The sequence below is a fragment of the Nocardia sp. NPDC058480 genome, assembly GCF_042720495.1.
In the GTDB taxonomy this organism is placed as follows: Bacteria; Actinomycetota; Actinomycetes; order Mycobacteriales; family Mycobacteriaceae; genus Nocardia.
Genome location: NZ_JBHXMN010000014.1, coordinates 91,689 through 117,896, shown reverse-complemented (window position 1 = coordinate 117,896; position 26,208 = coordinate 91,689). Strand labels below are relative to the sequence as shown.

The following is a 26,208-nucleotide window of genomic DNA, read 5'->3' as shown; positions in this document are numbered from 1 at the left end:
TGGAAGAGGGTGGACGAGATGTCTTCCAGCGTGGTGGGCGAGGTTGGTTTCCAACAGCGCCGATCCTGATACGAAGGTGATACCAATCCGACCTATCGACGACGGCGAAGACGGGGGCGACGATGATCGTCGGCAAATGGACGGCAGTGCACGTGCGGGCGTTGCGGGTGGACGCGTTGCGGGAGAGCCAGTCTGTGTTCGCTGAGCGGTTAGGCTTCGAGACCGTCACCGTTCGCAAGTGGGAGGGTCGGGCCACCGAGGCGAAGCCGGTTCGCGGCGCGTCGGCGGCTGCGCTCGACACACTGCTCGCCCGACTTACCGCGGAGCAGCTCCAGCGAATGCAGTCGGCGCTTGCGGCGCTGGACTCGGAGAGCGAGGACGACGTGAACCGTAGACGATTCGGAATCGCGACTACCGCGAGTGCCATCTCGCTCGCGGGGCCGACCCCTCGGCAACCGCGCATTGGGCTCCACGAGGTGAGGGCCTGGGTCGACTACGCGGAGGACCTCGCGCAACGCGATCAGCGCGAGGGCGGAGCCCGGTTGGTAGAAGCCGCGAGCTCCGCGTTGACCCGAGCTCGTCGTGAATTCGATGAAGCCCATTGCGATCCGGCTATGGGTGCGGCCGCCGCGAGCGCCGTGGGCAACCTTGCTGTCATCACCGGTTGGCTCGCCTATGACGCGGATCGCCACGACCTTGCCCGTTCCTCCTATCGCACAGCGTTGGAGATGTCCATGCTGTCCGGTGACGATGAGCTTGCCGTTCACGCTCTGCTCAATGCCGCGAACCAGGAAATCGGACTATCTCGGCAGGGCACGGGCAACCCGCATCTGGCGCTGCAGAACGCGAGCCGGGCAGACCGCCTGGCCGAGGACTGGAAGCCTGGCCGCGTGCACGCGCTGATCGAGGTTCGCAAGGCGCAGGCCTGGGCCCAGGTCGGCAACCACGACGGCTTCCGAACCGCGATGACCAAGGCACATTCCGCGATGAATACGGCGTTGGATTCTGAACTCCTCGGCCACTGCCCGCGATGGTTGCGCTTTGTCGACCCGTCCGAGTTGGCGGGACACGAGGCACGTGCGCACAGCGACCTCGGCGACTATCGCACCTCGCTCACCCACTACGCGCGCGCGATGGAAGGGCAGAGTGTGCGAAACGAGGCAAATACCCGCGCTTGGCATGCGACAATCCTTGCCGCCGTGGGGGATACGCGCGGAGCGCTATCGGCGGCCCAATCGGTGCTAGCCACCCTCGACGTGATCGGATCTCCCCGCACTCTTCGGGTGATGGCCCCGGTTCGAGCGCTCCACGCCGCCAAGTCTTCTGGCTTCGCCGACCGGTATGACCAGCTCGATCGGAAAGTCCTGACCGCGTGAACGGTCTGGAGTTCGCCCACTACACGGCCGACGCTGCGCGCGAAGGCCGTGACGTCGTGGAAGACGTCTATCGCCGGTCCTATCGTGACGCCATCGAATCGAGACGCGCCTTCAGTTCGCCCGAGACGTTCATGCAGCGCTTCGACGCCTACACCGATCCTGCACGCGGAAGTGGTTTCGAACTCGTCGTCGCCTACCTGAACGGCGTCGCGGTCGGTCAGACCTGGGGATGGCCGCTGACTCCCAACACGGCATGGTGGGTTGGCCTCCAACTGAACGAATCCGCAGAGGTCACGGAATTCATCGAGGAAAGTGGCGCAAGGACTTTCGCGCTGAGCGAGGTCATGGTCGACCAGTCTCACTCAGGCCGCGGTATCGCCCATGCTCTTCACGATGAGCTGCTCGCAGAACGCACCGAGGCTCGTGCCACGCTGCTGGTCAATCCTGACAACGACCGGGCTTACAGCGCGTATCGCCGCTGGGGTTGGGCCTGTGTCGGGAATCTGACCCCCACGTGGCCTGATGCGACGCCGACCTTCGATGTATTGGTGAAGCACCTCGAGGAGGAATCCTTGTAGCCGCTGAAAATTTGCCCAATCCTACGGCACCGCAACAGCTCTCGATCGAACCGTCCATCCATCTATGATGCGTGCAAGCCATGCGCGTAGCGCAAGGACCATAAGCGAGGGGAACGCTTTGCCAGGGACAGCCGCACCAGCCCCGCTGGTGGATAGAATCGACGAGCTGGCGCTGTTGTTGAGGGCCGTCGATCAGTCGGTCGAGCAGAAGAAGGCGAGCGTTATCGTCCTGCGCGGCGAGGCGGGGGTCGGGAAGACGAGCCTGCTGACGGTGTTCGCTCACGAGGCTGCCGCCCGGCACAGCGCAGCGCACCTGTTGACCGGCTATGGCCAAGCGATGCTGAATTCGCTCGCCTCGGATTCGTTCCAGGCTGTGCGCGAGTGCCTGCGTTCGATGGCAGCTTCGGCGCAACGATCGAGTTCGCCCTCCCGCTGGCATCGAATCACTCAGTCTTTCAAGGAAAACGCACCCGACTGGATCGAATCTGTGCCGGTCGTTGGCCAGGTTCTCGCAGCTGGCGTCCGTACCGGACAGTCCTACGCCGCGAGTGGTGGTGATCGGACGGAGATGGACAGCCGCCTCGACCAGCTACTCCGCCTCATCGAGGATATCGTCACTGACGCTCCGCTGCTGATGGTGCTCGATGATCTGCATTGGGCGGATACCGCGACCATCGACCTTCTGACAACGATCGCGCTGCGGGTGAAGGGCCCACTCGTCCTGGTCCTTGCGTACCGCTCCGATCAATTGAAGTCAGTGGAGCAGACGCATCCGTTGCAGCGGACGGTCTTTCGACTGTGCCGGTACCTCCCGGATACACCAGTCATCGATCTGCCGCGTTTGTCGCCGCAAGACACCGAGGAGCTGGTCCGTCGAACCGTCGCCGGTCCGAGCATCGCGTCACATGCGGTATCGAGGATCGTCCGGTTGAGCGCGGGTAATCCGCTGTTCGCGGAGTCGTTGGCGCGCGTGAACCAACGCAATGGTCACCTTCCGCCACGACAGATCACGGCCGTCATCGAGGATCGACTGTCCTACCTGTCCTCCGAGGATCTGCGGTTGCTCGAGACGGCGGCACTGATCGGCTACAACTTCGAAGTCGACTACCTCGCCAAACTCACCAGGCTCGACATCGACGATGTATTCGAGCGACTGCACGTTCTGTTCGACGAGCACGACCTCGTCCGCCCTGCTGATCGACGAAATGAATACGACCGCTACCGAATTCATCACCCGCTCTTCGCGCAGGTATTGCGCGAGCGCGGCGTGGCCAACGGGCCGCGGTGGCGGCGGCACCACGCCAAATTGCTGCAGATCATCGAAGCCGAGCAGGACTGGGACGACGAGTTGTGGGTGCGCGCGGCAGCGGTCGCTGTCGAAGCACGCAACAGCGGGAAGGCCGGCCGGCTTGCGTTGCAGGCCGCGCGACGTCAGTTCGCGCTGGGAGCGGTCTCGAAAGCACGCGACCTCGCACGGATCGCGGTCGAAAACGCACCGAGCTTCGATGCCTTCGCGCTACTGGCTGAATGCCTCGCTGCCGGCGGCGACCACGTCGGGGGAGTGGACGCGTGTGTAGCTGCGCTCGAACTGCCTGAGGCTGAGACGGCGGATCCCGCCTTGGTGGCACGTGTACGACTGCTGTGGGCGCGAACCCTGCGCATGACTTGCCGCTGGACGGAGACGGTGGACGTACTCGACCAGTTGGCGGTCGCCTATCCAGAACCTGGCGATTTGCTCGCGGAGACGTTGAACCTCTACGCCGAGGTCGCGCTGTGCGGGCCGGTTCAGGACTGCGTGCGGTGCATCGACCTGTGTGACCAGGTCGCAGCGATGTCCGCAGACCCCGAAGTGCAATCACGGGCTTTCGGTCACCGCGGGCTCGCGCACCTGGCCGCGTTTCAGCCGATGGAGGCCGAACAGTGGCTGCAGAAAGCGATTGATGTTGCAGCCGCGGCTGGACATCCGTATGCCGAGTACGAAGCCGTGCACTGGCTCAGCAAGAAGACGATGGCCTGCATGGAGCTCGAGCGATCGGCTCAGCTGCTTGCCCAGTTGCGTGAGATGTCGCAGACCTCCGGGGTGGCCAGTGAGAACCCACCGCACGTCCGTGACCTCAGTCGTGTGCTGGGGTTGCGAGGCGAGTTCCCTAACGCTGCAAACGCTTTCGCGGTATTCACCGACATCAGCCAGGACTCGGCGGCAGGACGGATTTCGACAACGCTTGCCTGCCAGCTGGCCGAGATCGAGTGGCAGCACAGCCCGGTGGCTGGCGGCGAGTTTCTCGACGAACTGACGCGTGCGACCGGCGAAGACTTCCTGCTTGTGGAGTCTCGTCAGCTCTTGCGGGGGTTGGTCGAACGGCTCCGTGAACGCCCGCTGGTCTGGGATCCGGTTTCGTTCGCTATCAGCGTGTTGGGCGTGCCCGAGGAGGACGCGCAAGCAGCCGACGCGATTTTCCGGTTCGATGTGCCGAGCTTGGCGCAACTGAGAGCTGGGCTGTTATGAAATCCACTGCAGTCGTACAGTTTCCATTGGTTGCGGACATCATTCAGTTCAACCATGCGTCCTATGGGCTGAGCTCGCTGCGCGCAATCGAAGAAGGAGAACGCCTTCGCCGCGAGATCGAATCGGACCCGACTGTTCATCTCGGCGCTGAGCTCACCGCGCGACTCGAAGTACAAACAGCCGACGTGGCCCGCGCACTGGGGATCGATCAGGATCGAATTACGTTGTGCACCAACGCGACATCGGCGGCCGCCGCGATCATTGCTTCGGTTCCGCTGTCATCGAACAGCGTTGTGGTGATCCTCGATGTCGAGTACTCATCAATCCGCCGCGCCTGGGAGATTGCCTGTGCGAAGGCGGGCGCCAGCCTCATCTCAGTGTCGGTACCAATGCCTTTCGAGTCGACCACCGAACTTATGGCCGAGCTCGACGCGCAAATACCAGGTCCAGTCGATTATCTACAAGTCAGCGCCATCACCTCGTCGACCGCGATCGAACTGCCGATGTCCGAACTTGGCAATTGGGCAGCACAGCGAGGTGCGCAGTTGATCGTCGATGCGGCGCACGGTCCCGGGCACATTCCGCTGAAACCCAGGCAGTGGGGCGCATCCGCGGTCTTCGGAACTCTGCACAAGTGGTTTCCGACGCTGCGGCCCGTCGGATTCCTCTGGCTTGCTTCAGAATTCGACACTCTCATTCGTCCCGCGGAAGTCTCGCTGACTTGGGATTCATCTAGCGTGGTCGAGCGATTCTCCTGGCCAGGCACGTTCGATCCGGTCCCACGTCTCACCGTGCAGACAGCGATCGAGCAGTGGGCCGATTGGGAGTCAGATGGACTGATCGACGGCTGCAAGAAGCTTGCAGACTTGGCAGACCACGTAATGGTCGACTCCGGGGCAAGATGGACATCGGCACCGGAATTCCGGCCGCCTCGTCTTCGGGCCTTCATTCTCGACGGAGCAAACCCGCTGCAGGTCAAGGACTTGCTGCAGGCTGCGGAGATCCGAGCATGGGTCGGCCAGGGCGCCCAGGGGGAATGCCTGCTGCGGCTCGCAACGCACATCTACAACGATGAGAACGACGTGGACCGTGTCACCCACCGAATCAAGGAGGTGCTGTCTCGATGAACGTCCCGACAATCCCCGAACGGCTGGAAGCGGCGATCATCTTCCTGCGCGGTGAGCAGGACGGCCGCGCTTGGCTCGGTGCGTTGCCCGACCGACTCGGCTACTACGCCGAGCGGTGGGGCCTGGAGTTGGACAGCATCGCGGAGAACGGTGCGATGTCGTGCTGTGCGTACTGCATTGAGGTCGAGACTGGTTGCGCGGCGGTGCTGAAGATCCCTGTTGATCTGGAGGCAGGCAACACCGAGATGCGGATGATTGACCGATGGGCGGCTGGCAATGCGGCGCCCTCGGTTCTGCAACACGACATCGATACAGGGGTCTTCTTGATGACCCGGATCGTCCCCGGCACTGTCGTCTGGCCTGGCAGCGATCCCGGGGAATCGGCAAGTTTCGCAACGCTGCTCAGCAGGCTCAATGCTCCGGATCTGCCCGAGCCGCCAGTGTTGAAGGACCTTGCCGACGTCGTGCAGATGCGAATGGGTTGGGCCAGAGAGCGATTTGATGATCCGCGGTTCGCCGAGGCTGTCGAAAGGGTTGGGATCAATCGGCACCTCGAGGAGGCGCAACGGGTGTTCGAGCGACTGTTGATCACAACTGAACGACGGCACGTGCTACACGCCGATCTGCAAGCCAAGAACATCCTGCAAGGTCCCGACCTCTGGTACACGATCGACCCGCTCGGCGCCGTTGGTGACGTGAACGCTGAGGCTGCCCTGTGGGTGGCGATCCAGGACGGACCCCGCACCATCCCTGAGCGGCTCGGTGATCTGGCTTCTCACCCACTGCTGACACCGAGCCGTATGTTTGGGTGGACCTACGTTCTCGCTGTCGCTGAGTATCGGCCGTATCTGCCCGCGTCGGGGAAACGGATCGAAAGTTTTCTCTCGGTTGTCAACCGAACCCAGCGACCGTAGCGGCCGTGACCACCAATCGCAGTCGGCCAGCCTGAGGCTTCTCGCATAGTGGTGTTGCTGGTAGAGCCCACGAGACCGTCAAGTGTACGCGCCGGGAGTCGTACCCAGTGAACAGTGGGGACGGGACGAATCTTTGCTCCAAACGCCACCTAAGGCGGTGACTTCGGCCGTTCGGGGTTGTCCCCTGAACGTTCGAACTGTCTGCCCTAGGTAAGCTTGACCAAGCAGTCGCCGATGATTGCTCGTGCCTCCGTCCGCGTGGTTTGGCGGTCGCGTTGATTGTTGACCCCAAGTCACGGGGCTGCTGTTCTGTCGCGAAGTGTCGGAGCCATCTACTACCATTGGCGCTGCTGTTCACCCGTATGTGGGTAGATCGCTGCACGCCGAGCGCTCCTCGGTCAGAAGGGTTGAGATCGTGTCGTTGGTGAAGTCAAAAAAGCGAGTTGCAGATCACGGCGAGGTATTCACGCCTGATTGGCTGGTTGAGGCCATGCTAGATCAGGTTAAGGGTGAGTCGGAGCGCATCGATTCGCGTTTTCTTGAGCCAGCGTGTGGGTCTGGCAACTTTCTCGTACGTGTGCTGGCGCGCAAACTTACGACAGCCGAACGTAAATATCGAAAGAGTGACTTTGAGAGGCGTCACCACTCTTTGCACGCGCTAATGTGCATTTATGGCATTGAGTTGCTGCCCGACAATGTGGCCGAATGCCGTCAGAACATGCTTGAGGTATTCGACGCATTCCTTGAGCTGCACGAGGAAGACGATCTTCACACAGCTGCGGAGTATGTTCTCAGCCAAAACATCGTTCACGGAGATGCTCAGACACTTCTGAATAGTGCTGGTGCGCCGATCAGCTTCGCGGAGTGGGGCTACTTTGGAAGAGGTAAGTTCCAGCGTCGAGACTTTCGGTTCGACACCCTCACGCAAATGGGCTCCTTCAGCGACGAGGACTCCCTGTTCGCGGACATCGGCAAGCATGAGGTGTTTACGCCGACAAAGAGCTATCCGCTCATGACCGTTCGGGATCTTATCTCATGAGCAGTAAGGCCAGCTTCGCCCTGCGGGGACGCAATCCCGATGTTTTGAACTGCATCGCCAACCTCTCGAATGATGAAGTCTTCACTCCGCCCGAGTTCGCCAACCACATGCTTGACAACTTAGCGATGGCTTGGTCGAAGGCCAACAACGGAGGCGACCTGTGGTCCAACCCTAACGTAACCTTCCTCGATCCCTTCACTAAATCGGGAGTATTTCTGCGAGAGATCGCGACTCGGCTGATACTAGGGCTGGAAGCCGTTATCCCTGACCTTGAGGAGCGCGTCGATCACATCCTATCCAAACAGGTCTTCGGTATTGGCATTTCGGACCTAACGAGCATGCTGGCTCGTCGGAGCCTCTACTGCTCAAAGTGGGCCAACGGGCCCCACTCCATCGCAAACTCATTTGACAACGCGGACGGAAACATCTGGTTCAAGCGGATCGAACATACATGGGTCGGTGGCAAGGAACGGGTTGTCACCGCCAACAAGGACGGTAATAGCGTCGAGAAGTTCACCAACGGCAAGTGCAAGTACTGTGGTGCAAGCCAGATTGCTCTCGACCGTGGAGACAGCCTTGAGTCCCATGCCTACGCCTTCATACACACCGACGACATCGATGCTCTCATCGCGGAGCTGTTCGGAGCAAACATGCAGTTCGACGTGATTATTGGCAATCCGCCCTACCAGATGACAGGTGGAGGCGGAGGAACGAACGATTCGCCGATCTACCAGCTCTTCGTGAAGCAGGCAATGAAGCTTGAGCCACGCTTGCTCAGTATGGTCATTCCGTCGCGTTTCATGGCTGGTGGAAGGGGTCTCAGTGAATTTAGGGCCGAGTTCCTCGCGGACGATCGAGTTCGGACGCTCGTCGATTTCGAGAACGCGAAGGATGCGTTTCCGACAGTCGGAATTGGTGGCGGCATCTGCTACTTCCTGTGGGATCGAGACAACCCTGGCCTGTGCGAGTGCACCTATCATCGTGGCGGTCTTGCTATTGGCCCTTACGATCGCAAGCTAGACGAGTTTGAGGTCTTCGTCCGTGACAAAAGGGCGGTGGACATCCTCCACAAGGTTCTTGCCCTGGGCGAGGAGGTCTTTGAAGGACTCGTTAGCGGTGACACGCCATTCGGGCTTGCAACGAACTTCAAGGATTACAAACAAGACATTGAGCCAGGGAAGGGCTCGGTGCGTCTCTACGCCAATCACGGCACTCGTCGCGTAAGTGGCGCGATGGCACGGTCGGCGATCAGCAAGAATACTCCATTGATTGACGTATGGAAGCTCTACCTACCTGTCGCTGGTTCTGGTCGTGAGCGCGAGAAGACAGGCGTGGATGTGGTGTTGGGGCCGCCAATTCTTGGTGAACCGGGCTCGGCCTGCACGCAGACTTACCTCGTCGCTGGCCCGCTTGATTCTAAGGCGGAAGCAGTAAGTGTCGAGTCGTACCTGCGGACGAGGTTGGCGCGTTTTCTAATTTCGCTCCGGAAGCCAGCACAACACGTGTTCCGCGGTATGTATCGTTGGGTTCCAGTACAGGCATGGGATCGTAAATGGACCGATGCTGACCTATACCATAAATATGGGATCACCGCAGAGGAGCAGGCGTACATCGAGTCCTTTATCAAGCCGATGGAGAGTGGTAAGGCAGCCAATGTCTAAGCCCATCGAAGAACTACTTCCTCCCAAGTCTGACGCGCGGCTGAGGGTGTATGCCTATACCATCGATAGCCCCGCTCATGGAGGGTTAATCAAGGTCGGCCAGACCACCCGCAATGTGAAGAAGCGGATCGAAGAGCAGACCAAGACTGCTGGCATTAGGCCCAAGATTCTATGGGACGAACCTGCTGAGCGTTTGGACGGATCATCCTTCACTGATCATCAGGTTCGTGCGCGCTTGAATGCCAAGGGCTTTGAGAGTGTCGAGCCCGCCTCAGGCGCAGGGGAGTGGGTCCGTTGCACGCTGGCTGACGTGCAGACGGCAATGACTGAGCTGCGCACGGGTCAGAAGCTGACGGGCACTCACCACGAGACCTTCCCCATGCGGGCGGAGCAGGTGTCAGCTGTTAAAGCGACTCACGAATACTTCAACTCCGTGTGGAGTGAAAACATGCATGCCGTCCCGCGCTTCCTATGGAACGCGAAGATGCGCTTCGGAAAGACCTTCACTTCCTACCAGTTGGCCAAGAAGATTGGTGCGACGCGTGTGCTGGTAGTGACTTTCAAGCCTGCTGTCGAGGACGCATGGCAGGCTGACCTTGAGAGCCACGCTGACTTCGACGGCTGGCAGTACATGAGCATGCAGTCAGGGGTCGACCCGCTTTCGGTGGACAAGCATAAGCCCCTCGTCTACTTCGGTTCATTCCAAGATCTTTTGGGCCGCGACAAGTTGGGCAACATTAAATCCAAGAATCAGTGGCTTCACGAGATCAACTGGGATCTGGTTGTCTTCGATGAGTATCACTTCGGAGCATGGCGCGACACGGCCAAGGAACTCTTCGAAGGTGAAGACGACGCAGTAGCCAAGAAGGAGGTCCACGTTGAGTTCTCGGGGGATCTTGAGGTGGTGAATGAAGACCTTGGTGAACTGTCTGAGAACGAGGCTGAATTTCTTCCGATTACTACCCGTGCCTACCTCTACTTGTCGGGCACACCCTTCAAAGCTCTGGCAACCGGTGAGTTCATCGAGGAACAAATATTCAATTGGACCTACACGGATGAGCAGCGAGCCAAGGAAAACTTTGCCAATTCCTGGCCTGACAAGTTGAACCCTTACGGCTCACTCCCGCAGATGCGGCTGATGACTTATCAGATGCCTGATGAGCTGTTGTCTATTGCGAACAGCGGTGAATTTGATGAGTTTGACCTCAATGCGTTCTTCGCTGCCGCCGGTGCAGGTAAGTCAGCAAAGTTCACACACAAGAGCGATGTTCAGAAGTGGCTCGACATCATCCGCGGTGCGTATGCGCCCTCGCAGGTAGACAATCTAAAGGAGCGGCCTCCGTTCCCCTATTCAGATGTGCGTCTCCTTTCCCATCTTCAGCACTCCTTCTGGTTTCTTCCCAACGTCGCCGCGTGCCACGCGATGGCCAACCTGCTCTCGGAGCCTCAGAACACTTTCTTCCGCAGGTACAAGGTACTCACAGTCGCTGGCAGCATTGCTGGAATAGGATTGGACGCTCTGCCGCCTGTCCGGAGAGCGATTGGCAGTGGTCACGAGGCAGGCTCCATCACCCTATCTTGCGGCAAGCTCACCACCGGCGTAACGGTCGCGCAGTGGACGTCAATTCTAATGTTGCGAAACCTCAAGTCGCCTGAGACATATTTCCAAGCCGCTTTTCGAGTGCAGTCGCCGTGGAGTCAGAAGAACCCAAACGGAGATAACCCGCACGAGGAAGAGGTGTACAAGCCGGTTTGCTTCGTCTTTGATTTCGCCCCCACTCGCGCCCTTCGTCAGCTTGCAGACTATGGTATCGGACTGAATCCGACCGAGACCAACCCTGAGAAGTCTGTGGAGGATCTCGTGTCATTCCTGCCTGTGCTTGCCTATGATGGATCGCACATGACTCAAGTCGATGCGGGAGGCATTTTGGACATCGCAATGGCGGGCACCAGTGCGACTTTGCTGGCGCGCAAGTGGGAGTCGGCCTTGCTCGTCAACGTAGACAACGACACTCTGCGGCGGATCCTTAATAACAAGGAAGCTTTGGAAGCGGTCTTGAACATCGAGGGCTTTCGTGCGCTCGGCGACAACGTTATTGAGACCGTTATCAACAAGAGTGAGAAAGTGAAGGAGGCAAAGAAGGCGAAGGGTGAGGAGCTTACGTCCAAAGAGAAAAAGGAGTTAACGGACGAGGAAAAGGAATACAAGTCCAAGCGTAAGCAAATTCAAGAGAAGCTGATAAAGTTTGCGACTCGTATACCTGCCTTTATGTACCTGACCGACTTCCGGGAGAACACCCTTCAGGACGTAATCACGAAGATTGAACCCGGTCTTTTCCGCACGGTAACTGGCCTATCTGTTGAGGATTTCAACCTGCTTGTCTCGCTCAACGTGTTCAATTCGGGGCAAATGAATCAAGCGGTCTTCGCTTTCCGGCGCTATGAGGATGCCTCGTTGTCCTACACCGGAATTGACTCCCACGAGGACCTTCGGCACGTTGGCCTCTACGACACTGTCGTCGCGAAGGAGGCTGTGGAGACCGATTGATGAGGGCCCGTCGCCGGACTCACGTCGGGTTTCTCGGCGGCGGCAAATCCCGTCGCTGAATCACTCAAAGTGGATTTGCGGCCGATTTAGGGGCGGGTGTGGTGGGTTTCGGAGGTGGCTGCGTACTGGCGCGCGTCCAGAGCGCGGCTAGCATGAGTCCGTCGTACTCGCCAGCTGGGTATTTGGGGAAGCGATACACGCCATGTGCGACGCGTGTCAACGTGCCGCGGTGCACAAGCGTGCATCCGCTGCCCGAGAATCGGTGGCCGAAACCGAACCGGATCTCGATGAGACCAGCAGCGCTGACCTCCTCGTGGCCGTCCGGATGATTCGAGCTCGAGGCAGCTGGAGCGGAGTACTACAAGCTACGATCTCGGGCACGACGACCAGTCGCGTTGCCAACAGCTGCTGCCGGGTTACCGCGTTAGACCGGGCACCCCGTCGGACTGTAGTTGCTTCAGCTCGGTGGGACACAGGCGCTGGGTCGGGTCTGCGTGGCCGTAAGCGGAGAAACGGACTCCTTCGGTTTCGAGGAGTTGACGGGGGTCGTCAGTGCAATTGGGGTCGGGCCAGCTGAAACCTTCGGACACGGTGCCCTGGGAGCCGAGAACTCGGTGAGCGTTGGGGGCCGGGTGGGACCTGAGGCGGTTACCGAGCGGCTGTGGCGCGGTGCCGAGTAGGACGGCGAGATCGCCGTAGGTCGTCCAACGTCCGGCGGGAATCACGGTGAGCAGCCGGTTGAGTTCGGCCCAGGTGGGGTTTTCTGGGAAGGCTGATTCGTCGGCGGGACCCGCCCAGAATTTTGTGATCCGCTCGGCCAGCGCCAAGCTCCGCTTCTCGATTTGCCCCGGGCCCCAGGATTCGCGCGCGTTGCCCCGGGCCCCAGGATTCGTGCGCGGCGATGTCCTGGTTCATGCGGATGCTGCTTGCGCGCAGGGTTTCTCGCTTGCGGGCGAACTCGTGGTTGCTTCAGCTCTCGTTGTAGCCGGTGAGGGTGAGATTGCCGAGGGTATGGACGTAGTTCTCGTGCAGGGTGTCGATCTCGTCCACGCCGTGTTCGGCGCTCAGATCCGCGCGCCATTTGGCCGAAAGAGATTGGGGCATTACATGTTCGATGGATAGGGAATCCGGTGACGCCGTTTCTCTCGACAGGAACATGCCCTCGATCCACGTCATCAGGATCTTGCGGTGCGCACTACGCCCGGTGAGATAGAGGGGGCTCGAGACGATGGCTTCGGTCAGCTGCTTGTCAGACGCGTAATGCTTGCAGCCAACTATTATAATTTTGAAGCGAAGAACTGGATTCCATTCGGCAACGTGAAGAGAAATACTGCAAATGAAATCGGTGCCCATATGCGTGATCTCGAAGAGATCGGATGGGCGCGAAGCTATGTGGCGCGCGGACAGTCCGACACCATCCAAACATGGGTTCAGAAGCTGTGAAGCGGAAATTCGGTGGGGCAGTTCTTGCTGCTGCGGTCATTCTAGCTGCATTCGTGATTGTGGGCTGCGCGGGTCAACGTTCAGATCTGCGCGCACTCGAATCGTGTGGTTCCTTTCGGTTCCCGGCGGGAGCCGAACTGGCGGAGTATGAAGTCCGGACATCTTTCGGGGACGAGACTATGATCGCGGTCGTTGAAGTTCCGGCCAGTGAAATGAATGAATTCAAGGTGGGGTCAAATATTGACCGATTCAGTCGCGGCGTCCCGGAGTATTTGAAGGATTACTGGCGTAACACAAAGATTTGCCCTGCCCTTGAATCAGGTCGTGCGGAACACGCCGACGAAGGGGGCGTGTCTCAAACTCGATGGGTCGCACATTCGAGCGAAGGTGCGACCGACATCATCTTTATACGGGCTGCATGTTGATTTCGGTCACTTTCGCGGCTGGCGTCCTGGCCTGAGCAGGTTTGGGCGCCCTCTGGTCTAGCGTTCGAGCCAGGATTCCCGTTGGAAGTACTCGTCGTCGGCTTCGTCATCTTCTAGTGTCGGTTCGCGCCGAGAGGCCGCCGCTGGTGTTGTCGCTGGAGGTGCCCAGCCCGGATGCTGCTCATGTGCGACCGACTGGGTATATGGCGACTGATGCTGTGGTGGGACCGGCTGATACTGCGGCGGCGACGTTGGTTGCTGCGTCGGGAACAACGGCTGCTGTGGCAGTGGCTGGTCGAGCGCGTCCGCATAGCGTTCCCGCTGAGCTCGCAGGCGTGGATCGTTGTCGATTTCGGCTATCGCCGCGTTTAGAGCCTGGCGAGACCGGGCGAGCGCCGTGGCGTGGAGGCGAATGATCGCGTCGACGAGAGTGTCAGGGTCGAGGCGGCGGCCTGCCTCGGTGAGGTGGATCGCTTCCAGGGCTCCGTCGGCGCTGACCTGCACCGATGCGACTGCCCCGACTAGCGCCGCTGATGCGGGTCGAGTGATGCCGGCGTGAAGTCGGTCGGTGTTGGCGTGGAGTGGATCGAGTGCGCCGGTCATGATGTTGTTCCCCTATCGATCATCCTGGCGGTGCCTGCGGGAGTCTATAGTGGCCGGGAGTCGATCGCGTTGGGGAGCGTCGCAGCGTAACCCTGGGGGAGGGAAATCCAGTGAGTCCGACACCGAGTGCTGAATCGTTCGATCTCGACCCGGATGCCGTGCGCGCACTCGCCGCGGGGATGGGTACCGCAGGCCAAGAGGTCCAAGTCATCGGCAAAGGCGGTGCACTCGCCGATGGCGTCTACGAGTGCATGCCCAATGGTGACACTCCACCGGCGTATCAGGTCGCGTCACGGCGCGCGGACAAGGCGATGGGCGCGGTGGGGACCGCGCTGGCGGAGCTGAGCGGCAAGACCGTAGCGGCGGTGATCACGTTCCAGCAGCAGGACCAGGCGTTTGCTGGTGCGCTGCAAAGGACAGGTGAGCGATGAGTCAGCATCTGACGGTTCCGCTGGTCGAGTCGTGGAAACCGGTCGCGTTCGGCGCTCAGGCTGTCGAGTTCACCCGGCAGGCGGGCGAGCTACGCACCGCGGTCGACACCCAATATCGTGCGGTCGATGCCTCACGTGACACGTTCCGTCGCGAAACCGGCGATGCCATGCGGGCCCGCTACGACGAGGTCCACAAAAAGGCGTTGATCATCATCGACGCTCTCGAACGCGGTCGGGATGCCGCGGCCACTGCGCAGTCGACGATCGGGTCTGCGCGCGATCTGCTGGTGTCGAAGAAGGCCGACGCGATCGGCAAGGGTTTCGAGGTTCGCGACGACGGCACGTGCGTGGTCGGCGAAACGGCTAAGCAACGCCTGTACTCGGCAGTCGCGAGCGCGTCGACAGATCCGAAGGTGGTCGCCGACAAGTACACCGTCGGCATGGCCGCGTTGGACGTGTCGGCCAAGGACCACACCAAGTGGGTCAAGGACGCCCTGACCGGTGCGGTCAATGCCGATACCGCAGCGAAAGCGGCGATCGAAGCCGCGTTCGAGAATCTGCCGACACCGGACTCGTTCAACAACGAGAGCACACCGACGACAGGCACCCCGCAACCACCGAAAGGTGCTACACCGCAAGCAAATCGGGCATGGTGGGATTCGCTCACCACTGCGCAGAAGAACGAGGTCCAGGCCAGCTCACCTGGGGTCATCGGCAACCTTGATGGACTGCCTGTCGAGGTGCGCGACAAGGCGAACCGGGCGATGATCCAGCCCGAACAGGATCGACTCCTGGACGACAAATCGAGGTTCGAGGCTGCCGTGGTGGCCGCCGGCGCCACGGGGGACATGGCCGGAGTTGCGGAGGCGCAAACCGGCCTGGACCGCACGGAGCAGAAACTCAAGGACCTCGCGGCGGTCAAGACCGCGGTCGGGGACAACCCTGGCTCGTCGAATCCGCCGCGCTATCTGATGGCGCTCGATATGCAGTCCGGGCGCCAGGGTCGCGCCGCTGTGTCAGTCGGCAATCCCGATACAGCTGACCATATTTCAGTCACGACCCCCGGACTCGGCTCGGATTTGGACTCGACCCTTCTAGGTGGCGGCGAGCCGAAAAACGTGAACGGCGGCATGCTGGGCGAGGCCGGGAAAATGATCGAAACCTCTCAGTCCCAACTGAAAGCGGAGGGGCGTGAGGGTGAAGAAATCGCGGCGGTGTCCTGGTTCGGTTACGACCCGCCGCAGGGTGGGATGGGGAGTCTGTCCGAAGTCGAGCCCGACATGATCAACGTCACCAACGAAGGTCGTGCACAGGAAGCGGCGCAACCGTTGTCGTCGTTTTACACCGGCCTCGACGTCGCCAGCGAGAAGAACGATCCCCATATCACCGCGCTCGGCCACTCCTACGGATCGTTGGCGACCAGCCACGCCTTGCAGCAGCAGTCCGGCGTTGTCGACGACGTCGTCTTCTACGGGTCGCCGGGCTTGGGTGCCGACATTCCGGGTCAGCCGGGCCTGAACGGATTGGGTTCGCCCATCACCAACCTCGGGTTCAACGACGCGGTGGAGAACGCGGGCGATCTCGGGCTCCGCAACGGCCACGTTTACGAGATGACCGAACACGGCGAGATCGTCGGCAACCTCGATTCGTTCGGCCGGAGCCCGGACGAGATGCCCTGGGTCACCCATCTGAGCACTGACCCGATCACCGTCGGTGACCAGCACTACGAGAGCGGCGCCGAGAACCCCCACTCGGAATACGGTCGGACGGGTTCGAACGGCAACCTGCACCGCTCGGGCTACAACCTCGCCGCGATCGTCGCCGGATTGCCGGAGAACGCCACCAACCCGAAGACTGGCTGATGACTCGACGATCGACGGTGGCGCAACGCAAACGACGTACCCGGACGAGGCAACAGATAGCGAAGGTGCGCGACCTGCTCGTGGTAGCGATGTGCTGTCTTGCCACTTCGAGTCTTGTCATCGGATGTGATGCGGCACGCACTCACCCAACCATCACCGGTCCGGAGGAGACGGCCGCCGCGACACAGCGGCTGCGCGAACGCCCCAGTGCGGAGGCGGAATTTACCGCGATGCGATCCACGACGATGGAAATCGCGGCAGTCGCTGCCGAGTTGATCCCAGGTATCACCTTCGAGTGGTCGAAGAGCGACTACCTCCGCACCGAGCAATGTTTCAAGCCCTATGACCAGACGGGCGGAGCGATGATCGGTCTGGAGAGTTACAGTTCTGCTCCGACTGTCGCCGTTTCGGATGAAGTGTGGCAGCAGTTCGCGCTGCGGGTTAAGAACATCGCGGAGCGTGTTGGTGCGACTGTTCCCTCCTCTGGACCGGACCCGCTCGTAGGTGGCGGTGCGTTCTACAACCCGGAGGACGGGACCAGGATCTGGCTGGGCCGGAACCAGGGGATCTCCATCGAAACCAAGGTCGGCTGCCGCTTGTACGAAGCGCAGCTCACCCATGCCGGTCAGCCGACTCCCACCACCCTTGAAGAAACGGCCGCAGCCGAGCAACGCCTACTTCAACGCCGCAGCCTCGAAGACGAACTCGCCGAGATGCGTTCCGCTGTCGAGGAAATCGGCGCGGCCGTTAACGGCTTCCTCCAGTCCGAGACGTTCGAATGGGACTCTGGGATTTCGTATGAGCCGAAGCCTTGCGGACGTCCCTACGACCAAACCCAGGGAACGGCGCTCGCACTGGAGGACTACGAGGTCAAGGTCATTTCGCTCTCAGCCATTCCTGACAATGGCTGGCAGCAGTTCGCTGACCGTGCCCGCGAAGTCGCCGCCCGTTTCGGCGCGACGCTGCCGGTGATCAGCGAGATACCCGGCAACTACCACCAGGACTTCGTCAACAGCGAGGACGGTGCCCGCATCTCTGTCCGGAAGAACCAGCTCACCGTGACGATCACCGCTCAGACCGGATGTCGTCTTGCCGAGAACCCGCGTCTGCGTAGGTCCGGGCTGCCGGGCCCTGGCGAGTATGTCCCCTATCCGACTCCTTTTCCAACGCCGACAACCCCGATTGCGCGACCGCGATGACCAGGCTTTGCGCAATCCCGATGCAGTGAGGCTTTCAGGGTAAGGCCGTCGGCATCCGGCACTGCTTCGCTGCGGAACACGCTGTACCGCAATGCGTGTCCCGCACGAGCGTCCTTCACGACTTCCACAGTCTCGAGACGCTGATAGGTCCCCGGACGATCAGCTGGCAGTCAGATTGTCCGCGAGTTCTGGTTGACCGCATCGAGTTGCATGCGCGGTGAGCAGGTTGCGGAGTTGTTCGGGGATTTCTGTGCGGATGTCGGACAAGCCTTGCCAGATGGCGGGATCTCGCGTGGTGATAGTGCGGACAAGGGTGTCCAGGTTGTCGGATTCGTTGATGATGGTGAGGGAGCGGGATCGAGCGGAGAAGTCCTGGCTGAGAAGGATTTGTATCAGGGTTGTGGTGCAATCGGCTGCGGGGGCGGCTTGGACCGCGGCTCGGAATTCGTTGTCGGTGAGGGTGTTTATGGTGGTCGCGAGGGTGTCGTGGGTTGTGGTGGGGAGGTCGTTGAGGAGGGGGAGGGCTTCGGGCCAGAGGTTGTGGGTGGCGGTGGCTTCTATGGCGGCGGTGAGGAAGTCGGGGCGGTGCATTACGGGGAGGGAGGCCAGGCGTTTGCGGTCGGGGGCATCGAGGGCCAGAGCTACTGGGAGGAGGGTTGGCCAGTGGTTTTCGGTGTGGGCTTGTTCTATGAGGGTGGTTAGGGAGGCGTCGGGTTCGGTGGCTACTCGGGCGGCGACGGTGTGGAGTTGGGTGGGGGAGAGGTGGGTGGCTAGGGGGAGTAGGGAGAGCCAGAGGTTTTGGGTTAGGGCTAGGTTGGCGATTTTGGTGAGGAGGGTGGGGTTTTGCATGGTGGGGCGTTGGGCTAGGCGTTGGAGGGCTGTGGGGGCCATGCCTGCGGCTACGGGGAGGAGGGTGTCCCAGGCGTCGAGTTCTTCTACTGCGGTGAGGAGGCCGTCGATTACTTCGTCTTCTTGGGCGGCTACGACGTTGGCCAGGCGGGAGCGTTCGGTGGGGCCCAGGAGGGCGAGCAGGGTGATCGCTTTGGGCCATTCGCCTGCGTCGTGGGTTGCTCGGATGACACCGGGGACGCGGTCGGTGACGACGGTGAGGAGGCGGTCGGCTGCTGAGGTTTCCTCGAGGTAGTAGCCGACTTCGAGGATATCGAGGTCGGAGGCGTGGGGCAGGGCCGCGCGCAGGACGGAGTCGGGGACTGATCCTGCGAGGTTGCCCATCGTCAGATAGTCGCCGCGGGTGATCAATTCGCTGGCGACGGCCGCGGCCATCGGGCCGGGGACCTGGGCGATCAGTTCGACGGCTCGGCGGGGGTCGAGGGTGAGGGTGGCGTCGGCGAGGAAGGTGGGGGAGAGCGCGCTGGCGATCGCTACGGCGCGTGCGGGGTCGACCGAGCCGGCGATCGCGGCGGCCAGGACCGGGCCGAAGGCGGCTTCGGTGATCTTGGCGGCGATGGGGGCGGGGACGAGCTTGGCGGCGGCGCCGACGCGCTGCATGCGGCGGGCCTCGCGGCGGGCGGTGAGATCGGTGATCTGGTCGCGGAATTCGCGCAGGGCCGCAGGTGGGAGGGTGGCGAGGAACTGCAGGTCGGAGGGGTCGCGGTCGAGGACGCGGGCCAGTTTGGCCAGCTCGACGGTGGTGTGGTGGGTTGTGGTCATAGTCCGAGCACCTTCTTCACGGCGGGGCGGGCCAGGCGGGGGATCAGGCGCATGCCGGAGTCGAGGGCGCCGTCGAGGGCGGCCTTGCGGTGGTCGAGGGCGGCGCGGACGTAGTCGTCGAGGAGTGCCAGCTCGTCGGGGGTGAGGGTGGCGAAGTCGGGTGGCGGTGGGGCGCCGAGTGTTGCGGTGAGTTGGCGCAGGGCATCCGACACGGACCGTCTCCTTCGATGCGATGTCCGGTAGTTCGTACTGCCGGTACGAACAACGATACTGCCGGTACGGTATGTCTCATGTAAAGACCTCTGCGCCGGCGATACGTGAATACTTCGAGCGTACTGCTGGTACGTGTATCGTTGCCGACCGTGACCCGCGCCAGCCGACGACCTCCGCCGGTGACTCGGGATGTCATCGTCGAGGCCGCGATCAGGGTGCTCGACCGGGATGGGCCGCATCCGAGCATGGATGCTTTCGCTGTCGAGGCGGGTATCACCAAACCGCGTCTGTATCGGCAGTTCAGCGACAAAGGCGATCTCTACGCGGCCATCGGTGCTCGGTTCGCCGACTCGGCGTTCGCTGCGACGGGGACCGACCCGACCATGCTGTTGCAGCCACCCCGCGCCGCGATCGATCGCGCGCTCGCCGACTACACGGTCGGAATTCTGGCTCACCCCAACGTTTTCCGGTTTCTGACGCAGACGAGCGCGAACCGTGAGGGGGCGACCGGACAATACGACCTCGCCAGTGCGGTGGCGGGTCGTTTCGCGAGGAGGGCTCGTGCGGTGGCGGAGGCGATTCCGCTGGATGCCGACGGAATCGAGTATCTGGCGCGGGCGATCGTCGGGGTGATGATCGTGCTCACCGATCTGTGGCTCGACGACGTCGAGCCGGACGCCGGTCAATTCGTCAGCAGGGTGCACGTATTGGTGTGGGGGATGATCGATGCGTATCTGCGCGGGCGCGGGATCGCGGCGGATCCGGAGGTGCCGATCTTCGTCACGCTGGCGGCGCTGAACCCGGACGCGGACGATGTCTGAGGCCGACACGCGGGTGTGGGATTGCGCGAACGTTCTCGGTGATAGATGCTGGTCCAACTGTTGGTGTGTATCTGGACGTGACTTTTCCGCGACCATTTCGTAATCTGACAGTGACCTGCTCTCGACAATGACTGGTGATTGACAACGTGACTGCTTCGCATCGCAAACCGTCGGCTCCCAAGAGCCGGCTGCCGCTGGCCGTATGCAGTCTCGCGGCGACCATCCCCGGCATGTTGATGATGGTGATGCGGCCGGGTGCGGAGGTCGAGACGGTGGCTTCGGTCGAACCGCTGTCGACTTCGGCCATCGAGCCCGACCCGATCGCCGCGGCGCCGAAGCACGATGAGCCGCAGCCGGGGCCGATTGTCAGGGCGGATGACGAGCTGGCGGCGTTGTCGGCGCTGAAGGTAAAGGTGTTGTGCGGGACGGAGTTCAACGGAACTCTGCCGCACGTGGCTCAGGTCGGAAACCTGCTGCAGAAGATGTTCGGGGTATCGGATATCGGTGGTGCGCACGGTCGCTACGACGGTGATCATGGCGCGGGGCAAGCGCTCGATGTGATGACGGGCAACCTCGCGCTGGGCAATACGATCGCCGATTTCGTGCTGGCCAACAAGGCGCGCTTCGGAGTCACGTATGTGATCTGGCAGCAGCAATACAACGACGGCAACGGCTGGTCCTACATGGAGGATCGCGGCAGCCCGACGCAGAACCACTACGACCACGTGCACATCTCGTTCGAGTCGTCGGGCGCGGCCAACATCGCCTGCTGATTCCAGCTCGCGGCCGGCGCTCCCGTGAGTGCATCACCGAGCTGAATTAGAACGTGTTCTAGCTATACTGCCCCTTCGAAGGGACCATCCTCATACGGTGTGAGGAGTTTCGGTTCTACGAAGGAGTGTGCGGATATGGGACGGTTGGCCGGTAAAGTTGCGGTGATCAGTGGTGGGGCTCGGGGGATGGGGGCGGCGCACGCTCGGCGGTTTGTCGCCGAGGGGGCGTCGGTGGTGATCGGGGATGTGCTCGATGACGAAGGCGCCGCGGTGGCAAAGGAACTCGGTGATGCGGTGGCGTACCGGCATCTCGATGTTCGCGAGCCGGAGCAGTGGACGGCGATCGTGGCGGCCGCGGTCGAGGAGTTCAGTGGCCTGCATGTGCTGGTGAACAACGCGGGGATCGTCAATGGGAATCTGCTGGCGGATTTCGCGTTGGACGAGTGGCAGCGGATCCTCGATATCAATCTGACCGGCACGTTTCTCGGTATGCGGGCGGCGATTCCGGCGATGAAGGATTCCGGTGGCGGGTCGATCGTGAACATCTCCTCGGTGGAGGGGATGCGGGGTAGCCCTGGTCTGCACGGGTACACGGCGACGAAGTTCGCGGTGCGTGGGCTCACCAAGTCGGCGGCGCTCGAGCTCGCGCCGCACGGGATTCGGGTGAACTCGGTGCATCCGGGGATGATTTCCACGCCGATGACGGAAGGGATTCCTGCGGACTTCTTGCAGATTCCGCTGGCTCGGGCGGCCGAACCGGATGAGGTGTCGACGCTGGTGGCGTACCTGGCCTCCGACGAGTCCTCGTACTCGACCGGCGCGGAGTTCGTGGTGGACGGTGGGCTCACCGTCGGTGTGCCGCACAAAAGCTTCTGACCTGGCGCGCAGAGCGTGATGGGCGATCAGCTCACCCGAACGTGTTATCTCGGCGCGCGAAAGCGAGGAAGATGGAGGGATGGCCCCCAACAGTGCGAAATATCTGATCAGCAACGGCACCGACGACCGGGTGTCGCTTTTCGATGACGGGCGCGTGAAGGTTTGGTCGACCACCCATCTGTGGACCGAAGAAGGTCGCGAGCGGCACAACGCCCTCGGCGAGACCGTGCTGCTCGGAATCGGGCGCACGCTCGGGACTGCCGGGCCAGTGGACCGGCGTCAGCAGTGCGATGCGGAGTTCGAGCTCGACCCGGAAAAGGGTCACACGGTCGCCGCGACCGTTGGTGCGGATAACGGGACGTTCGTGCAGTTCTTCCATGACGGCCAGATCGCGGTCGGCAACGACGGGCGCGATGTGGCGACGGTGTTCAACGCGGGCCGGGAGACGATCTCGGCTCGTGGCACGACCGGTGTCGGCGGGTCGGTGATGGTCACCTTCGGTGGCAGCTACCGGCCGAGGACCAAGCGCGAGAGCGACTTTCAGGCGGAATTGAGCGAGGCCACCGCCCCGCGGCCCAACCGGTTGTACAAGGACGAGTTCCTCGTGAAGTAGATCCGGCGAACCGGGGCGACCGAGCTGGTCGCCCCGGCTCCGGTTCGTCAGCCGTAGTAGCAGACGTAGTGCATGGTGTCGACGACCTCGATGTCGAACGAGCTGTCGCCGGGGATCTTGAACGACTCGCCCGCACGGTAGGTGATGGCTTCGGTCGTACCGGCCAACGTCACGTTGGCCTCACCCGCGACCAGCTCCATGATCTCCGGAGCGTTGGTGGTAAAGGTGAGCGACGACGGCTGGATCACGCCGACCGACACCGAGGCGCCATCGGGCATCTCGAGGCTGTAGCTGACGCACTTGCCGTCGAAGTAGACATTGGCCTTCTTGCTGACGGAGACGTTCTCGAACTTCGACATGGGTCCTTCCACGAATTAGTTAGGGGAGGCTCAGTCTAGCGATGAGGGCTTCTGGGCAAGCACGCGCTCGGCCTCGTCCGGGTCGCGTTGTGCCAGGATCGCCAGGATGCGGTCGGCCAGATCCGGCACGCTCTTCGTGGCGGCGTTGAACACGATGATCAAGTCGGCGTCGAAGTACTGATGAATCAGCATGTTTCGCATGCCCCGCACCAGCTTCCATGGAATCTCCGGCTGTGCGTCACGGGTTGCTGGAGCGAGCGACGACGCGGCTTCGCCGATGATCGCAAGCTGGCGGATCACGCCATCCTGGCGGAGATCGTCCTTCTGGAAATCCGCGAAGGTGAGGTTTTCGAGGTAGGAGGCGATTCGGTAGTAGGCGGTGACGATGTCGGCGAGGTACAGGTCTTCACGCCGCGACATGCAGGTCCTTCGCTTCCGCCAGTACGGCATCGCGAATGAACCAGTGCAGGTACTTCTTCGGAACAACGTCGACCTTGCGGCCTAGGAGTTCCTCTAGTTCTTCCTGGAACCCGAAGAACTCCAGCCCGATCTGGGTGTCCGGCTTCAGGAGGTAGAGCAGGTCGACGTCGCTGTCCGGCCCATCCGACCCGCGGGCCACAGACCCGAAGACCGACAGTTCGGCAACGTCGTACTTCTCGCACAGCGCGCGTATTTGTGGCATCAGCGCGTCGAAATCGATCGCCATCTCGTCTCCTCGAAGGACACCTTGCCAGTGGTGCTCCCAGTTTAACTGGGAGCACCAGCGCTTTTCAGCTGCCGTAGCGGGCCAGGACCGAGCTGGCTTCCTGGGAGGCGGTGCCTTCCTGGGCGAGGTGGGACATGGCTTCGGGGATCTCGCGGCCGTGGTGGGTCATGGCCTGGGCGTAGAGGCGGCCTGCTCGGTAGGAGGAGCGGACCAGGGGGCCTGCCATGACGCCGGCGAAGCCGAGTTCTTCGGCGACCTTGGAGTGTTCGACGAATTCTTCCGGCTTCACCCAGCGGTCGACGGGGTGGTGGCGCGGAGAAGGCCGCAGGTACTGGGTGATGGTGAGGATGTCGCAGCCCGCTTCGTGGAGGTCGCGCATCGCCTCGGTGACCTCTTCGGGGGTTTCGCCCATGCCGAGGATGAGGTTGGACTTGGTGACCAGGCCCGCTGCGCGGGCGGCGGTGATCACGGCGAGGGAGCGTTCGTAGCGGAAGGCGGGGCGGATGCGCTTGAAGATGCGCGGGACCGTTTCCAGGTTGTGCGCGAGGACCTCGGGGCGCGACGAGAAGACCTCGGCCAGCTGGTCGGGGTCGGCGTTGAAGTCGGGGATGAGCAGTTCGACGCCGGTGGCGGGGTTGCTGGCCTTGATGGCGCGCACGGTCTCGGCGTAGAGCCAGGCGCCGCCGTCGTCGAGGTCGTCGCGGGCGACACCGGTGATCGTGGAGTAGCGCAGGCCCATCGACTGGACGCTCTCGGCGACGCGGCGGGGCTCGTCGCGGTCGAGGGCGGCGGGCTTGCCGGTGTCGATCTGGCAGAAGTCGCAGCGGCGGGTGCACTGTTCACCGCCGATGAGGAAGGTGGCCTCGCGGTCTTCCCAGCATTCGAAGATGTTGGGGCAGCCGGCTTCTTCGCAGACGGTGTGCAGGCCTTCGGATTTCACCAGGCTCTTGAGCTCGGTGTATTCGGGGCCCATGGTGGCGCGGGTGCGAATCCACTTGGGTTTGCGCTCGATCGGGGTCTCCGCGTTGCGCGCTTCGATGCGCAGCAGCTTGCGTCCGGCGGGGGCAGAGGCGTCTACGGAACTCACCGGACCGACTCTACGCTCGGGGCCTGCGCGTTCGCCGGTGCGGTGGTGCGATCAATGTCATGGGGCTGAACGGGAATTTCACCGTCCAGGGCGGCAACAATCGCGGCGGCGACGAGCGGCTCGAGTTCGGCGACGGTGATTTCGCGGCCGAGTTCGCGGGTCAGGGTGGTGACGCCGGCGTCCTTGATGCCGCAGGGCACGATCGCCTGGAAGCCGTCGGGGGCGGAATTGCAGTTCAGGGAGATGCCGTGCAGGGCGACGCCGCGCTGCACCCGCACCCCGATCGCGGCGATCTTGCGTTCGGCGAACAGCTCGGTGGCGGGCAGCCACACCCCGGAACGGCCTTCGATGCGGCCGCAGGTGATGCCGAACCCGGTGACGACCTGGATCAGTGCTTCCTCCAGGCGCCGGACGTAGTGGACGACGTCGACGGGCTCGGCGAGGCGGATGATCGGGTAGCCGACCAGCTGGCCGGGACCGTGCCAGGTGATCTTGCCACCGCGGTCGACCTGCACCACCGGACTGCCGTCGATCGGCAGATCCTCGGCCTCGGTGCGGCGGCCCGCGGTGTAGACCGACGGGTGCTCGAGCAGGAGCAGTCGATCGGTGCCTTCGCCTGCGGCGCGCTGATCGGCGATCTGCCGTTGCAGCTCCCAGGCGGCGTGGTATTCGATGAGTCCGAGATTCTCGACCACGATCGGGGTCGTATCGAATCGCGCGGACGCGGTGGGGCGCGTGTCGTTCACAGCTTTGACGTTACGCCCCGGGGTGCCGGCCGGTCAGCCCGGCCACTGGGCCGCCTGGACACCTCGTTCAAGGAGAGCGCAGCCGATCCGCGCGCCGCGAAGCTGCTCCAGCGATCGGGCCGGGTTCACGGTTCGATGGGGAAATTTCGCTGCATGAGGGTCAGGTCCATCCAGCGGCCGAATTTGTAGCCGACCTCGGGCAGTTCGCCGACGGTGGTGAAGCCGAAGCGTTCGTGCAGCACTATCGAGGCGCTGTTGCTGGATTCGATGGCCGCGATCATGGCGTGGACCCGGCCGGAATCTATTGCGCGAGTGATCAATTCGGTAAGCAAGGTGGTGGCCACACCACGGCGCTGGAACCGGCTGTCGACATAGACGGAGTTCTCCACGGAGAAGCGGTAGCCGGATTTGGGACGCCACTGGCCGTAGGAGGCGTAACCGGCGATCTCGCCGTCGATCTCGGCGACGAGGATCGGCATGGCGGCGGCGGTGCGGGTGGCGAACCAGGTGAGGCGGTCGTCCAAGTCGACTTCGTCGGTGTCCCAGATCGCGGTCGAGGAGGCGATGTTGGTGTTGTGGATGGCCAGCACGGCAGGGAGGTCGGCCTTGTCGGCGTCGCGGATCAGCATCG

The 26,208-nt window shown here is 62.2% G+C and carries 28 protein-coding genes; 17 read left to right on the top strand and 11 right to left on the bottom strand.

What is annotated here, in order from left to right:
* Positions 1–122: 122 nt before the first annotated feature.
* From ACFWO8_RS26555 to ACFWO8_RS26520, 8 genes are all read left to right on the top strand, one after another.
* Complete coding sequence (locus tag ACFWO8_RS26555) at positions 123–1,376, top strand: helix-turn-helix domain-containing protein (RefSeq protein ID WP_378964488.1); 1,254 nt, start codon at positions 123–125, stop codon at positions 1,374–1,376.
* On the top strand, positions 1,373–1,954 hold the full coding sequence (locus ACFWO8_RS26550) for a GNAT family N-acetyltransferase (RefSeq protein ID WP_378964485.1): 582 nt from the start codon (positions 1,373–1,375) through the stop codon (positions 1,952–1,954). The genes ACFWO8_RS26555 and ACFWO8_RS26550 overlap by 4 nt, the downstream gene beginning before the upstream one ends.
* Positions 1,955–2,018: 64 nt before the next feature.
* Positions 2,019–4,460 carry an ATP-binding protein gene (locus ACFWO8_RS26545; protein WP_378964481.1) on the top strand — a complete coding sequence of 814 codons (2,442 nt, stop codon included), beginning with the start codon at positions 2,019–2,021 and terminating at the stop codon, positions 4,458–4,460.
* On the top strand, positions 4,457–5,587 hold the full coding sequence (locus ACFWO8_RS26540) for an aminotransferase class V-fold PLP-dependent enzyme (protein WP_378964476.1): 1,131 nt from the start codon (positions 4,457–4,459) through the stop codon (positions 5,585–5,587). The genes ACFWO8_RS26545 and ACFWO8_RS26540 overlap by 4 nt, the downstream gene beginning before the upstream one ends.
* The gene (locus ACFWO8_RS26535) at positions 5,584–6,501 is read left to right on the top strand and encodes an aminoglycoside phosphotransferase family protein (RefSeq protein WP_378964472.1); all 918 of its coding nucleotides are present in this window, start codon (positions 5,584–5,586) and stop codon (positions 6,499–6,501) included. The genes ACFWO8_RS26540 and ACFWO8_RS26535 overlap by 4 nt, the downstream gene beginning before the upstream one ends.
* Before the next feature lie 415 nt (positions 6,502–6,916).
* Positions 6,917–7,540 carry an N-6 DNA methylase gene (locus tag ACFWO8_RS26530; protein ID WP_378964466.1) on the top strand — a complete coding sequence of 208 codons (624 nt, stop codon included), beginning with the start codon at positions 6,917–6,919 and terminating at the stop codon, positions 7,538–7,540.
* Positions 7,537–9,201 (top strand): Eco57I restriction-modification methylase domain-containing protein, encoded by a 1,665-nt coding sequence (locus tag ACFWO8_RS26525; RefSeq protein ID WP_378964460.1) that lies wholly within the window; start codon positions 7,537–7,539, stop codon positions 9,199–9,201. The genes ACFWO8_RS26530 and ACFWO8_RS26525 overlap by 4 nt, the downstream gene beginning before the upstream one ends.
* Positions 9,194–11,749, top strand: a complete 2,556-nt coding sequence (locus ACFWO8_RS26520; protein ID WP_378964452.1) for a GIY-YIG nuclease family protein — start codon at positions 9,194–9,196, stop codon at positions 11,747–11,749. Before ACFWO8_RS26525 ends, ACFWO8_RS26520 begins: the two co-directional genes overlap by 8 nt.
* A gap of 416 nt (positions 11,750–12,165) precedes the next feature.
* Here ACFWO8_RS26520 and ACFWO8_RS26515 read toward each other — a convergent pair whose 3' ends face one another.
* A complete protein-coding gene (locus ACFWO8_RS26515) occupies positions 12,166–12,474 on the bottom strand; it encodes an MGMT family protein (protein ID WP_378964702.1) in 309 nt (102 codons plus the stop codon).
* A gap of 244 nt (positions 12,475–12,718) precedes the next feature.
* A complete protein-coding gene (locus tag ACFWO8_RS26510) occupies positions 12,719–12,979 on the bottom strand; it encodes an HNH endonuclease family protein (protein WP_378964697.1) in 261 nt (86 codons plus the stop codon).
* On the opposite strand from ACFWO8_RS26510, the gene ACFWO8_RS26505 reads away from it, so the two are divergent.
* A complete protein-coding gene (locus ACFWO8_RS26505) occupies positions 12,938–13,192 on the top strand; it encodes a hypothetical protein (protein ID WP_378964706.1) in 255 nt (84 codons plus the stop codon). The two genes, ACFWO8_RS26510 and ACFWO8_RS26505, sit on opposite strands and share 42 nt — an antisense overlap.
* Positions 13,174–13,617 carry a hypothetical protein gene (locus ACFWO8_RS26500; protein WP_378964449.1) on the top strand — a complete coding sequence of 148 codons (444 nt, stop codon included), beginning with the start codon at positions 13,174–13,176 and terminating at the stop codon, positions 13,615–13,617. Before ACFWO8_RS26505 ends, ACFWO8_RS26500 begins: the two co-directional genes overlap by 19 nt.
* A 57-nt stretch (positions 13,618–13,674) precedes the next feature.
* On the opposite strand, the gene ACFWO8_RS26495 is transcribed toward ACFWO8_RS26500, so the two are convergent.
* Positions 13,675–14,220, bottom strand: a complete 546-nt coding sequence (locus ACFWO8_RS26495; RefSeq protein ID WP_378964446.1) for a hypothetical protein — start codon at positions 14,218–14,220, stop codon at positions 13,675–13,677.
* A 110-nt stretch (positions 14,221–14,330) separates the two neighbouring features.
* On the opposite strand from ACFWO8_RS26495, the gene ACFWO8_RS26490 reads away from it, so the two are divergent.
* The 3 genes from ACFWO8_RS26490 to ACFWO8_RS26480 all read left to right on the top strand — a co-directional run bounded on the left by ACFWO8_RS26490 (position 14,331) and on the right by ACFWO8_RS26480 (position 17,712).
* The gene (locus tag ACFWO8_RS26490) at positions 14,331–14,651 is read left to right on the top strand and encodes a hypothetical protein (protein ID WP_378964440.1); all 321 of its coding nucleotides are present in this window, start codon (positions 14,331–14,333) and stop codon (positions 14,649–14,651) included.
* The gene (locus ACFWO8_RS26485; RefSeq protein WP_378964437.1) at positions 14,648–16,513 is read left to right on the top strand and encodes an alpha/beta hydrolase; all 1,866 of its coding nucleotides are present in this window, start codon (positions 14,648–14,650) and stop codon (positions 16,511–16,513) included. The genes ACFWO8_RS26490 and ACFWO8_RS26485 overlap by 4 nt, the downstream gene beginning before the upstream one ends.
* A gap of 65 nt (positions 16,514–16,578) precedes the next feature.
* Positions 16,579–17,712 (top strand): LppA family lipoprotein, encoded by a 1,134-nt coding sequence (locus ACFWO8_RS26480; protein ID WP_378964432.1) that lies wholly within the window; start codon positions 16,579–16,581, stop codon positions 17,710–17,712.
* A 159-nt stretch (positions 17,713–17,871) separates the two neighbouring features.
* On the opposite strand, the gene ACFWO8_RS26475 is transcribed toward ACFWO8_RS26480, so the two are convergent.
* Together ACFWO8_RS26475 and ACFWO8_RS26470 are read right to left on the bottom strand one after the other, a co-directional pair.
* Complete coding sequence (locus tag ACFWO8_RS26475) at positions 17,872–19,383, bottom strand: hypothetical protein (RefSeq protein ID WP_378964427.1); 1,512 nt, start codon at positions 19,381–19,383, stop codon at positions 17,872–17,874.
* Complete coding sequence (locus ACFWO8_RS26470; RefSeq protein ID WP_378928180.1) at positions 19,380–19,595, bottom strand: hypothetical protein; 216 nt, start codon at positions 19,593–19,595, stop codon at positions 19,380–19,382. The genes ACFWO8_RS26475 and ACFWO8_RS26470 overlap by 4 nt, the downstream gene beginning before the upstream one ends.
* A 180-nt stretch (positions 19,596–19,775) precedes the next feature.
* On the opposite strand from ACFWO8_RS26470, the gene ACFWO8_RS26465 reads away from it, so the two are divergent.
* From ACFWO8_RS26465 to ACFWO8_RS26450, 4 genes are all read left to right on the top strand, one after another.
* Entirely contained in the window at positions 19,776–20,417 is a 642-nt protein-coding gene (locus tag ACFWO8_RS26465) for a TetR/AcrR family transcriptional regulator (RefSeq protein WP_378964423.1), read from the top strand.
* A gap of 146 nt (positions 20,418–20,563) precedes the next feature.
* The gene (locus ACFWO8_RS26460; protein WP_378964417.1) at positions 20,564–21,190 is read left to right on the top strand and encodes a hypothetical protein; all 627 of its coding nucleotides are present in this window, start codon (positions 20,564–20,566) and stop codon (positions 21,188–21,190) included.
* Positions 21,191–21,325: 135 nt separating this feature from the next.
* Complete coding sequence (locus tag ACFWO8_RS26455; RefSeq protein ID WP_378964412.1) at positions 21,326–22,066, top strand: glucose 1-dehydrogenase; 741 nt, start codon at positions 21,326–21,328, stop codon at positions 22,064–22,066.
* 79 nt (positions 22,067–22,145) lie between these two features.
* A complete protein-coding gene (locus ACFWO8_RS26450; RefSeq protein WP_378921048.1) occupies positions 22,146–22,679 on the top strand; it encodes a hypothetical protein in 534 nt (177 codons plus the stop codon).
* Between the two features lie 47 nt (positions 22,680–22,726).
* Here the strand turns inward: ACFWO8_RS26450 and ACFWO8_RS26445 are convergent, their stop codons facing one another.
* The 6 genes from ACFWO8_RS26445 to ACFWO8_RS26420 all read right to left on the bottom strand — a co-directional run bounded on the left by ACFWO8_RS26445 (position 22,727) and on the right by ACFWO8_RS26420 (position 26,206).
* On the bottom strand, positions 22,727–23,038 hold the full coding sequence (locus ACFWO8_RS26445; protein ID WP_378964405.1) for a pyrimidine/purine nucleoside phosphorylase: 312 nt from the start codon (positions 23,036–23,038) through the stop codon (positions 22,727–22,729).
* A 30-nt stretch (positions 23,039–23,068) separates the two neighbouring features.
* On the bottom strand, positions 23,069–23,458 hold the full coding sequence (locus ACFWO8_RS26440; protein ID WP_378964402.1) for a DUF86 domain-containing protein: 390 nt from the start codon (positions 23,456–23,458) through the stop codon (positions 23,069–23,071).
* Positions 23,445–23,744: a nucleotidyltransferase family protein gene (locus ACFWO8_RS26435; protein ID WP_378964398.1), complete on the bottom strand. Its 300-nt coding sequence runs from the start codon at positions 23,742–23,744 to the stop codon at positions 23,445–23,447. Before ACFWO8_RS26435 ends, ACFWO8_RS26440 begins: the two co-directional genes overlap by 14 nt.
* A gap of 64 nt (positions 23,745–23,808) precedes the next feature.
* Positions 23,809–24,831 (bottom strand): lipoyl synthase, encoded by a 1,023-nt coding sequence (gene lipA, locus ACFWO8_RS26430; protein WP_378964395.1) that lies wholly within the window; start codon positions 24,829–24,831, stop codon positions 23,809–23,811.
* Positions 24,828–25,577 carry a lipoyl(octanoyl) transferase LipB gene (lipB, locus tag ACFWO8_RS26425; RefSeq protein WP_378964388.1) on the bottom strand — a complete coding sequence of 250 codons (750 nt, stop codon included), beginning with the start codon at positions 25,575–25,577 and terminating at the stop codon, positions 24,828–24,830. The genes lipA and lipB overlap by 4 nt, the downstream gene beginning before the upstream one ends.
* Positions 25,578–25,702: 125 nt before the next feature.
* Entirely contained in the window at positions 25,703–26,206 is a 504-nt protein-coding gene (locus ACFWO8_RS26420) for a GNAT family N-acetyltransferase (RefSeq protein WP_378964380.1), read from the bottom strand.
* Positions 26,207–26,208 lie beyond the last annotated feature (2 nt).

Bases quoted from the DNA above. Each gene is read 5' to 3' on its own strand.
- ACFWO8_RS26485 (WP_378964437.1), top strand. From the start codon at position 14,648: ATGAGTCAGCATCTGACGGTTCCGCTGGTCGAGTCGTGGAAACCGGTC.
- ACFWO8_RS26545 (WP_378964481.1), top strand. From the start codon at position 2,019: ATGATGCGTGCAAGCCATGCGCGTAGCGCAAGGACCATAAGCGAGGGG.
- ACFWO8_RS26535 (WP_378964472.1), top strand. From the start codon at position 5,584: ATGAACGTCCCGACAATCCCCGAACGGCTGGAAGCGGCGATCATCTTC.
- ACFWO8_RS26455 (WP_378964412.1), top strand. From the start codon at position 21,326: ATGGGACGGTTGGCCGGTAAAGTTGCGGTGATCAGTGGTGGGGCTCGG.
- ACFWO8_RS26500 (WP_378964449.1), top strand. From the start codon at position 13,174: ATGGGTTCAGAAGCTGTGAAGCGGAAATTCGGTGGGGCAGTTCTTGCT.
- ACFWO8_RS26540 (WP_378964476.1), top strand. From the start codon at position 4,457: ATGAAATCCACTGCAGTCGTACAGTTTCCATTGGTTGCGGACATCATT.
- ACFWO8_RS26420 (WP_378964380.1), bottom strand. From the start codon at position 26,206: ATGCTGATCCGCGACGCCGACAAGGCCGACCTCCCTGCCGTGCTGGCC.
- ACFWO8_RS26525 (WP_378964460.1), top strand. From the start codon at position 7,537: ATGAGCAGTAAGGCCAGCTTCGCCCTGCGGGGACGCAATCCCGATGTT.
- ACFWO8_RS26440 (WP_378964402.1), bottom strand. From the start codon at position 23,458: ATGTCGCGGCGTGAAGACCTGTACCTCGCCGACATCGTCACCGCCTAC.
- ACFWO8_RS26520 (WP_378964452.1), top strand. From the start codon at position 9,194: ATGTCTAAGCCCATCGAAGAACTACTTCCTCCCAAGTCTGACGCGCGG.
- ACFWO8_RS26475 (WP_378964427.1), bottom strand. From the start codon at position 19,383: ATGACCACAACCCACCACACCACCGTCGAGCTGGCCAAACTGGCCCGC.
- ACFWO8_RS26445 (WP_378964405.1), bottom strand. From the start codon at position 23,038: ATGTCGAAGTTCGAGAACGTCTCCGTCAGCAAGAAGGCCAATGTCTAC.
- ACFWO8_RS26435 (WP_378964398.1), bottom strand. From the start codon at position 23,744: ATGGCGATCGATTTCGACGCGCTGATGCCACAAATACGCGCGCTGTGC.
- ACFWO8_RS26495 (WP_378964446.1), bottom strand. From the start codon at position 14,220: ATGACCGGCGCACTCGATCCACTCCACGCCAACACCGACCGACTTCAC.
- ACFWO8_RS26450 (WP_378921048.1), top strand. From the start codon at position 22,146: ATGGCCCCCAACAGTGCGAAATATCTGATCAGCAACGGCACCGACGAC.
- ACFWO8_RS26555 (WP_378964488.1), top strand. From the start codon at position 123: ATGATCGTCGGCAAATGGACGGCAGTGCACGTGCGGGCGTTGCGGGTG.